The 7,602-nt window shown below is 68.2% G+C and carries 6 protein-coding genes; 1 reads left to right on the forward strand and 5 read right to left on the reverse strand.

The window, feature by feature from the left end:
- Positions 1-82: 82 nt before the first annotated feature.
- The 4 genes from glcF to RT513_RS09225 form a co-directional block, all read right to left on the reverse strand.
- Positions 83-1,393 carry a glycolate oxidase subunit GlcF gene (gene glcF, locus RT513_RS09210; protein WP_290691507.1) on the reverse strand — a complete coding sequence of 437 codons (1,311 nt, stop codon included), beginning with the start codon at positions 1,391-1,393 and terminating at the stop codon, positions 83-85.
- Positions 1,393-2,478 (reverse strand): FAD-binding protein, encoded by a 1,086-nt coding sequence (locus RT513_RS09215; protein ID WP_313533932.1) that lies wholly within the window; start codon positions 2,476-2,478, stop codon positions 1,393-1,395. The genes glcF and RT513_RS09215 overlap by 1 nt, the downstream gene beginning before the upstream one ends.
- 11 nt (positions 2,479-2,489) lie before the next feature.
- Positions 2,490-3,926, reverse strand: coding sequence for an FAD-linked oxidase C-terminal domain-containing protein (locus tag RT513_RS09220; RefSeq protein WP_088213961.1), 1,437 nt, complete (start codon positions 3,924-3,926; stop codon positions 2,490-2,492).
- A 169-nt stretch (positions 3,927-4,095) separates the two neighbouring features.
- Positions 4,096-6,252 carry a malate synthase G gene (locus RT513_RS09225; protein WP_290691513.1) on the reverse strand — a complete coding sequence of 719 codons (2,157 nt, stop codon included), beginning with the start codon at positions 6,250-6,252 and terminating at the stop codon, positions 4,096-4,098.
- A gap of 106 nt (positions 6,253-6,358) precedes the next feature.
- On the opposite strand from RT513_RS09225, the gene RT513_RS09230 reads away from it, so the two are divergent.
- Entirely contained in the window at positions 6,359-7,168 is an 810-nt protein-coding gene (locus RT513_RS09230; RefSeq protein WP_290691515.1) for an IclR family transcriptional regulator, read from the forward strand.
- A 142-nt stretch (positions 7,169-7,310) separates the two neighbouring features.
- Here the strand turns inward: RT513_RS09230 and RT513_RS09235 are convergent.
- A partial coding sequence (locus RT513_RS09235; RefSeq protein ID WP_313533933.1) for a hypothetical protein occupies positions 7,311-7,602 on the reverse strand: 292 nt, incomplete at its 5' end.

The following is a 7,602-nucleotide window of genomic DNA, read 5'->3' on the forward strand; positions in this document are numbered from 1 at the left end:
GCAATCCGGGTCAAGAGTGTCCCGCGGTCAGCGGGCGATCCCGTGAGGATCGCGCGAAGCGCGCCGCGGATCAAGCACCGCATCACGCGGCGGGCCTGGAATGGCCGGGAAAATCGCGCCCCGCCAGCTTTCGCGGCATCGGCCCGCCCGTCGCCCAGTCGATGAGCTCCACCGTATGGACGACCGGCACGGCAGTGCCCGAGCCGATCTGCATCATGCAGCCGATATTGCCCGCCGCGATGACCTCGGGCGCCTTCGCCTCCAGCGTGGCAACCTTCCGCCGCTTCAGCTCGGCCGAGATCTCGGGTTGCAGCAGGTTGTAGGTGCCGGCGGAGCCGCAGCACAGATGCGGGTCGGCAGGCTCCACCACCTCGAACCCCGCGCGCTTCAGGGCGGTCTTCGGCGCGGTCTTCACCTGCTGGCCGTGCTGGAGCGAGCAGGCGGCGTGATAGGCCACGCGGATGCCCTGCGGGGCCTGCTCCGGCACACCCAGCCGCTCCAGCAGCTCGGAGATGTCGCAGGCAAGGCGCGACACCTCCGCCGCCTCCGCCGCCAGCGGGTCATTGCGGAACATGTGGCCGTAGTCCTTCATCGTGGTGCCGCAGCCGGAGGTGTTGATGACGATGGCGTCCAGCCCCTCCACCCCGGTGAAGGCCCGGATGGCGGCGGCGGCCTGCGCATGGGCCTCCCCCTCCCGGCCCATGTGATGGACGAGACTGCCGCAGCAGCCCAACCCGCGTGGGATCACCACCTCGCAACCCAGCCGGGTCAGCAGACGGATCGTCGCGTCGTTGATATCGCTGTCCAGCGCCCGCTGCGCGCAGCCGATGAGCAGGGCCACGCGCATCCGCCGCTCCCCCTCCGCCGGAAAGGTCTGCGCCGCATCGTTCGGGCTGGGCTTCGGCAGCGTCCGGGGCGCCATGTCCAGCATCGCCCGCAACCGCCGGTCCGGCATCAGCGCCGCGAAGGGCCGCGCGAGCTGCGCGCCCCTGAGCGCCAGCCGGAATCGCCCGGGATAAGGCAGGATCCGCGCCAGCATTCCCCGCAGCAGCCGGTCCATCCACGGGCGGCGATAGGTCTTTTCCACATGCGCGCGCGCGTGGTCTATCAGGTGCATGTAATGCACGCCGGACGGACAGGTGGACATGCAGGACAGGCAGGACAGGCAGCGGTCCAAGTGCTTGACCGTCTTTTCATCCGCCGGGCGGTTCTGCTCCAGCATGTCCTTGATGAGGTAGATGCGGCCGCGCGGGCTGTCCAGCTCATCGCCCAGCACCTGATAGGTCGGGCAGGTCGCGGTGCAGAAACCGCAATGCACGCAGGCGCGGAGAACCTGATTGGCGCGGGCAGTGCCCGGATCCTCCAGTTGCTCGGGCGTGAAATTGGTCTGCATCAGCCCATCCTTCCGGGGTTGAGAATGCCGCGCGGGTCGAACTGCGCCCGCAGACCCGCCGTCAGCGCCGCGATCGGCGGCAGTTCGGGCGGGAACGCTCCAGCTCCCGCGCCGCGTATCCGCGTGGCATGTCCGGCTAGCGGGCCAGCAAGCGCACGCGCGTCCGTTCCCTCGGGCAGCAGCGCCCAGACCAGCCCGCCGCCCCAGTCCAGCACCACGGGCGCATCCAGCCGCGCGACAAGGCGCGGCGCTTCCGAGGGCCGGATGTTGAAACGCCAGACATCACCCGTCTGCCCGTGGAACGGCCTGACCTCCGCCAGAGCACGCCACTGGTCCTGCCCGTCCACGATCTCAGCGGCACCAAAGGGCGCGAGCCGCCGCGCCAATGCGCCCGACCTGTGGCGGACGGAGCCTTCCAGCCCCTCCAGCCGCAGCATCGCACCGACGCCCGGCAGCCAGCCAGCCCCGCTCACGTCATAGGGCGAGGTCAGCCCGGAGGCGAGCGCCGGCACCGCTTCTCCCGCGCCGAGATCGGGGAGCACCACCGTGGCCTGGGCCTGCGCGGCGGGGAGCAGCTTGAACGCCACCTCCGTCAGCACGCCGAGGGTGCCCCAGCTCCCCGCCATGAGCTTGACAAGATCATAGCCGGTGACGTTTTTCATCACCCGTCCGCCGTTCTTCACCACCGTGCCGCTGCCATCCACGAACCGCACCCCGATGAGGCTATCGCGGCAGGCCCCCGCCTGCACCCGTCGCGGCCCCGAGGCATTCGCGGCAACCACCCCGCCGATGGTGCCGATCCCCGGCGCGCCGGTCAGCCCCGCCCAGTCGGCAGGCTCGAACGGCAGCCGCTGACGCTCCGCCGTCACCGCCGCTTCGACCTCCGCAAGCGGCGTGCCCGCGCCCACCACCAGCGTCAGCGCGCCCGGCTCGTAAAGGCGGATACCCCGCAGCCCGCCCGTCTCCAGCACGGCGGCGTTGGTTTCCTGCCGCCCCGTCGTCCGGGTGCCTCCCCCGCGGATTTCCAGCGGATCGGTCGCGAGGCGGATCGCCTCGGCCAGCTCTTCTTCACTTTCAGGTCGCATTCCGTCTCCGTTCAGGCTGCGACACGGCGCGAGGCGGTGACATGCAGCGGGAACACCTTGGCCGGGTTCAGCAGCCATTTCGGGTCGAACACATCCTTCACCCGCAACTGCGCCTCCAGATCGTCGGGGTTGAACTGCGCCTCCATCAGGTCGCGCTTCTCCACACCCACGCCATGTTCGCCGGTCAGGCAACCGCCGACCTCCACGCAGAGCCGCAGGATATCCGCGCCGAGCGCTTCGCAAAGCTGCAGATCGCCGGGCTTGTTCGCATCGAACAGGATCAGCGGGTGCATGTTGCCGTCGCCCGCATGGAACACATTCGCCACATCCAGCCCGTAATCGCGCGACATGTCGCCGATCCGGCGGAGCACCTCCGGCAGCGCGCTGACCGGAATGGTGCCGTCAAGACACATGTAATCGCCCATCTGGCCCATCGCGCCAAAGGCGGATTTCCGGCCAAGCCAGATGCGCCGCGCCTCATCCTCGGTCCGGGCCTCGCGGAATTCGACCGGGTCGTGGCGCTCCGCGATGGCCCGGATCAGCGCGATCTGCTCCGCGATCTCCGGCTCCGACCCCTCGACCTCCACGATCAGGAGTGCCTCGCAGTCGGGATAGCCCGCATGGGCAAAGGCTTCCGTGGCCACGATGCAGGGGCGGTCCATGAACTCGATGGCCACGGGCAGCACGCCCTCCCGGATGATGTCGGAGACACAGGCCCCCGCCACCTCGTTCGCGGCAAAGCCGATCAGCACGGGGCGCGCGCCTTCGGGCTTGGGCAGGATGCGCAGCCACGCCTCCGTCACGATCCCGAGCTGTCCCTCCGAGCCGCAGACGACGCCGAGCAGGTCGATCCCCGGTGCGTCGGACCACGGACCCCCGATTGTCACAACCTCTCCCGCCATGGTCACCAGCGTGACGCCCAGCAGGTTGTTGGTCGTCACCCCGTATTTGAGGCAATGCGCCCCGCCGGAATTCATGGCGATATTGCCGGAGATCGCACAGGCAAGCTGCGACGAGGGGTCGGGCGCATAGAAGAACCCGTCCGCCTCCACCGCCCCGGTGACGGAGAGGTTGGTGCGTCCTGCCTCCACCCGGATGAAACGGTCGTCGTAATCGACCTCCAGCACCCGGTTCATGCGCGCCAGGCCCACCACCACCGCATCCGCCGTGGGCATGGAGCCGCCAGCGAGGCTTGTCCCGGCGCCCCGCGGCACCACCGGCACACCCTCGGCATGCAGGATTTTCAGCGCCGCCGCGACCTCCGCCGTCGTGCGCGGCAGCACCACGGCGAGCGGCGGACAGCGATAGGCCGAAAGCGCGTCGCATTCATAGGCCAGCGTCTCCGCGGGATCGTCGATCACCGCATCCGCGGGCAGCGCGGCGCGAAGGGCCGCCACGACCGCAGCCTTGCGGGACAGGATCGCCGCATTCGGTTCCGGCATCTGCATGGTGGCTCCTCCCCTTCGCTCCCACAGGCCACAGTGGAGCCGCGCGGCGGACCGCGCAACCCCCTCAATATCCGTCAAACCCTCGCGGGCCGGCGGGATGGTGTTCCCTTCCCGTCAGGCGGGTGGCACACCGCGCGTTCGGCCGTGCCACCCCCGCGTCACTCCGATGTCAGGCGGCCTGCAGCGCCTTCGCCTCCCGGCGGCGGGCATGGAGCACCGGCTCCGTATACCCCGAAGGCTGCTCCACCCCTTTGAAGATCAGGTCATGCGCGGCCTTGAACGCAGGCCCGTCGAAGGCCGGAGCCATGGGCCGATAGGCCGGATCGCCCGCGTTCTGCCGGTCCACCTTCTCCGCCATGCGGCGCAGCGCGTCCTCCACCTCGGCCTTCGTCACCAGCCCGTGCACCAGCCAGTTGGTCACGTATTGCGAGGAAATCCGGCAGGTCGCGCGGTCCTCCATCAGCGGCACGTCGTTGATGTCCGGCACCTTGGAGCAACCGATCCCCTGATCCACCCAGCGGACGACATAGCCAAGGATGCCCTGACAGTTATTGTCCAGATCACGCGCCACCTCCTCCGCCGAGAGGTTCCGTCCCGCCAGCAGCGGCGGCGTGAGGAGGGTAGCGAGCGCCGGACGCTTGCGGGACTTCAGCGCCTCCTGACGGTCGGCCACGTTGACCAGGTGGTAATGCGTGGCATGCAGGACGGCAGCGGTCGGCGAAGGCACCCAGGCCGTCGTGGCGCCTGCCTCGGGATGGCCGATCTTGACCTTCAGCATCTCCGCCATGGCATCGGGCTTGGCCCACATGCCCTTGCCGATCTGCGCGCGCCCCTCGAAACCATCGGCCAGCGCCACATCGACGTTGCCATCCTCATAGGCCTTGAGCCAGGCCGCGCCCTTCATCTCCTCCTTGGGAATGAAGGGGCCAGCCTGCATGGAGGTGTGGATCTCGTCGCCCGTCCGGTCGAGGAAGCCCGTGTTGATGAACACGATCCGGTCCTTCACCGCGCGGATGCACTCGCCAAGGTTGGCCGACGTGCGCCGCTCCTCATCCATGACGCCGAGCTTCACCGTGTTGCGCGGCAGGCCGAGGATATCTTCCACCCATGCATAGGTGCGGTCGGCGAAGGCGACTTCCTCCGGCCCGTGCATCTTGGGTTTCACCACATAGACAGAGCCTTTGCGGCTGTTGCGCGGCCCCTCGCTCTTGCGAAGGTCATACATCGCCGCGGCCACGGTCATGATCGCATCCATGATGCCCTCGGGCGTTTCCTGCCCGTCCAGCAGCACCGCATCCGTGGTCATCAGATGGCCGACGTTGCGCACCAGCATCACCGCGCGGCCCGGCAGGGTGAGCGTGGAGCCATCGGGGGCGGTGAAGGTCCGGTCCTCCGCCAGACGGCGGGTCATCGTCTCGCCGCCCTTCTGGAAGGTGTCGGTGAGCGTTCCGGTCATCAGGCCCAGCCAGTTGCCATAGACCTCCGCCTTGTCGGCAGCATCCACGGCGGCGATGGAATCCTCGCAGTCCTGAATGGCGGTCAGCGCGGCTTCGACCACCACGTCGCGCAGCCCGGAGGCGCTGGCCTTGCCGACCGGATGGGCCGGGTCGATCACCAGTTCGATATGCAGACCGTTCTGACGCAGGAGCCAGCTCTTTTTCTCACCGTCTTCGGTGAAACCCACGAAAACCGCCGGATTCTCGAAGGGATGTTCCGCATCCCCCACCAGCGCCACCAGCGATGCGCCGTCGCGCTTCCAGCCGGTGACATCCTTATGCGCCGCTCCCGCGAGCGGCACGGTCCGGTCGAGGAAATCCGCCGCCCAGGCCACCGCCTGCGCCCCCCTCTTTGCGTCGTAGCCCTTGCCCTCTGCCTGTCCGGGCAGCGCATCGGTGCCGTAGAGCGCGTCATAGAGCGAGCCCCAGCGCGCGTTGGCCGCGTTGAGTGCGAACCGCGCGTTCATCACCGGCACGACGAGCTGCGGCCCCGCCACGGAAGACATCTCCGGGTCCACCTCGGGCGTGCCGATGGTGAAGGTCGGGCCTTCGGGGACCAGATAGCCGATCTCGCGCAGGAAGGCCTCATAGGCGGCGGCATCCCACGGCTGGCCCTTGCGCTCCAGCACCCAGGCGTCGATCTTGGCCTGAATATCCTCGCGCTTCTTCAGGAGGCGGCGGTTCTCCGGCGCAAGCGCGGCCAGCATCTCGCCGTAGCCCTTCCAGAACGCCTCGGCCTTCAGGCCGATACCGGGCAGCAGCGTCTCCTCGACAAAGGACACGATCTCGGGCGCGACGCTCAGGTTCGCGCGGGTCAGGTGGTTGGTCATGTGACTCTCCCTCTCTTGGAGGAGAGCATAGGGCCGGGGGTTGCGGGGCGGCAGGGGTTTCGGCAAACTTTTCCACGATGCGGAAAATCAGGAAGCGATTCTGGAAATGGCAGATCACGGCTCCGTCCAGTCGGTAGAGCGGGCGCTCACCCTGCTGGAACTGCTGGCCCGTCAGGAAGATGGCGCGCGGCTTTCCGATCTCGCGGCGGAGGCAGGGCTGGCCGCCTCCACCGTTCACCGCCTGCTGACCACGCTCGAACGCCGCCGCTATGTGCAGACGGATGCCGCTGGCCGCTGGCATGTCGGACGGCAGAGCTTTGCCGTGGGACAGGCCTATTCGGCGCGGCGGAGCTTCATCGCCCCCGCCATGCCCTTCCTCCGCCAGCTGCGCGACCAGACCCGCGAAACAGCCAATCTCGGCATTCTGGAGGAGGGGGAAGTCGTGACCATCTGCCAGGCGGAGAGCCGGGAAATCACCCGCGCCACCGCCGCACCCGGGGGGCGGACGCCAGTGCTTTCCTCCGGCATGGGAAAGGCCATCCTCGCCACGTGGGAGGACGAGGCGATCGCCCGCTTCATCGACCGCTTCGGCATCAGGCCCGTGACGCCCCGGGGCCTGACCTCTGCCAAGGCGGTGATGCAGGAGATCGCGGCGATCCGCGCGCGGGGCTACGCCGTGGATGACGAGGAGTTCGTTCCCGGCCTGCGCTGCGTCGCCGCCGTAGTGCGCGACCCGAACGGAGACGCGGCCTGCGCCCTTTCCATCTCCGGCCTCGCTGCCCGAATGCCGCCCGACCGGGTGGAGGATTTCGGCCGTCGTGTCGCCGGTGCGGCCGCAAGGCTGACGGAAGCGCTCGGCGGCCAACCAGAGGGTCAGCCGGAGGGTCAGCAGCCCTCCGCACCGACCTTCCGCTGAGTCACCGGCGCTCCAACATACTCCCTCAACGCTACGCGCTGCCCAAACGCGCCCGGGGGGACCGCCGCTCATATTGGCAGGCTGAAAAATCCCTACCAAGCTGCTGAAAATGTCGTGGATCTACCCGGCTTTGCGTTGAAAATCAAAAAATCGGTCCGGTCACGAGACAAAACCTGCGGTTTCCGGGGAGATCGTCAACCATGTTGGAAGATCTCCGCCCCGGAGCAACCTCGGAATACTTTTTCAGCAGCCTGCCAGAGCGGATGCGGCGCTCCAGATGACAGACAATTCCACATAATTTTCCCGGTTTTGCCTCCGGCATCCACACCTTTCCCAGCCGGGGACCAATCCCGGCCGGGATCATTGCGGAACCAACCCGCAACCCGCAACCCGCAACCCGCAACCCGCAACCCGCAACCCGCAACCCGCAACCC

The organism is Haematobacter sp. (genome assembly GCF_032102465.1).
GTDB lineage: Bacteria > Pseudomonadota > Alphaproteobacteria > Rhodobacterales > Rhodobacteraceae > Haematobacter.

What these genes read in the sequence shown, in the direction of transcription:
- glcF (WP_290691507.1), bottom strand. Translation starts at nt 1,393, where the DNA reads ATGCAGACCAATTTCACGCCCGAGCAACTGGAGGATCCGGGCACTGCC.
- RT513_RS09215 (WP_313533932.1), bottom strand. Translation starts at nt 2,478, where the DNA reads ATGCGACCTGAAAGTGAAGAAGAGCTGGCCGAGGCGATCCGCCTCGCG.
- RT513_RS09220 (WP_088213961.1), bottom strand. Translation starts at nt 3,926, where the DNA reads ATGCAGATGCCGGAACCGAATGCGGCGATCCTGTCCCGCAAGGCTGCG.
- RT513_RS09225 (WP_290691513.1), bottom strand. Translation starts at nt 6,252, where the DNA reads ATGACCAACCACCTGACCCGCGCGAACCTGAGCGTCGCGCCCGAGATC.
- RT513_RS09230 (WP_290691515.1), top strand. Translation starts at nt 6,359, where the DNA reads ATGGCAGATCACGGCTCCGTCCAGTCGGTAGAGCGGGCGCTCACCCTG.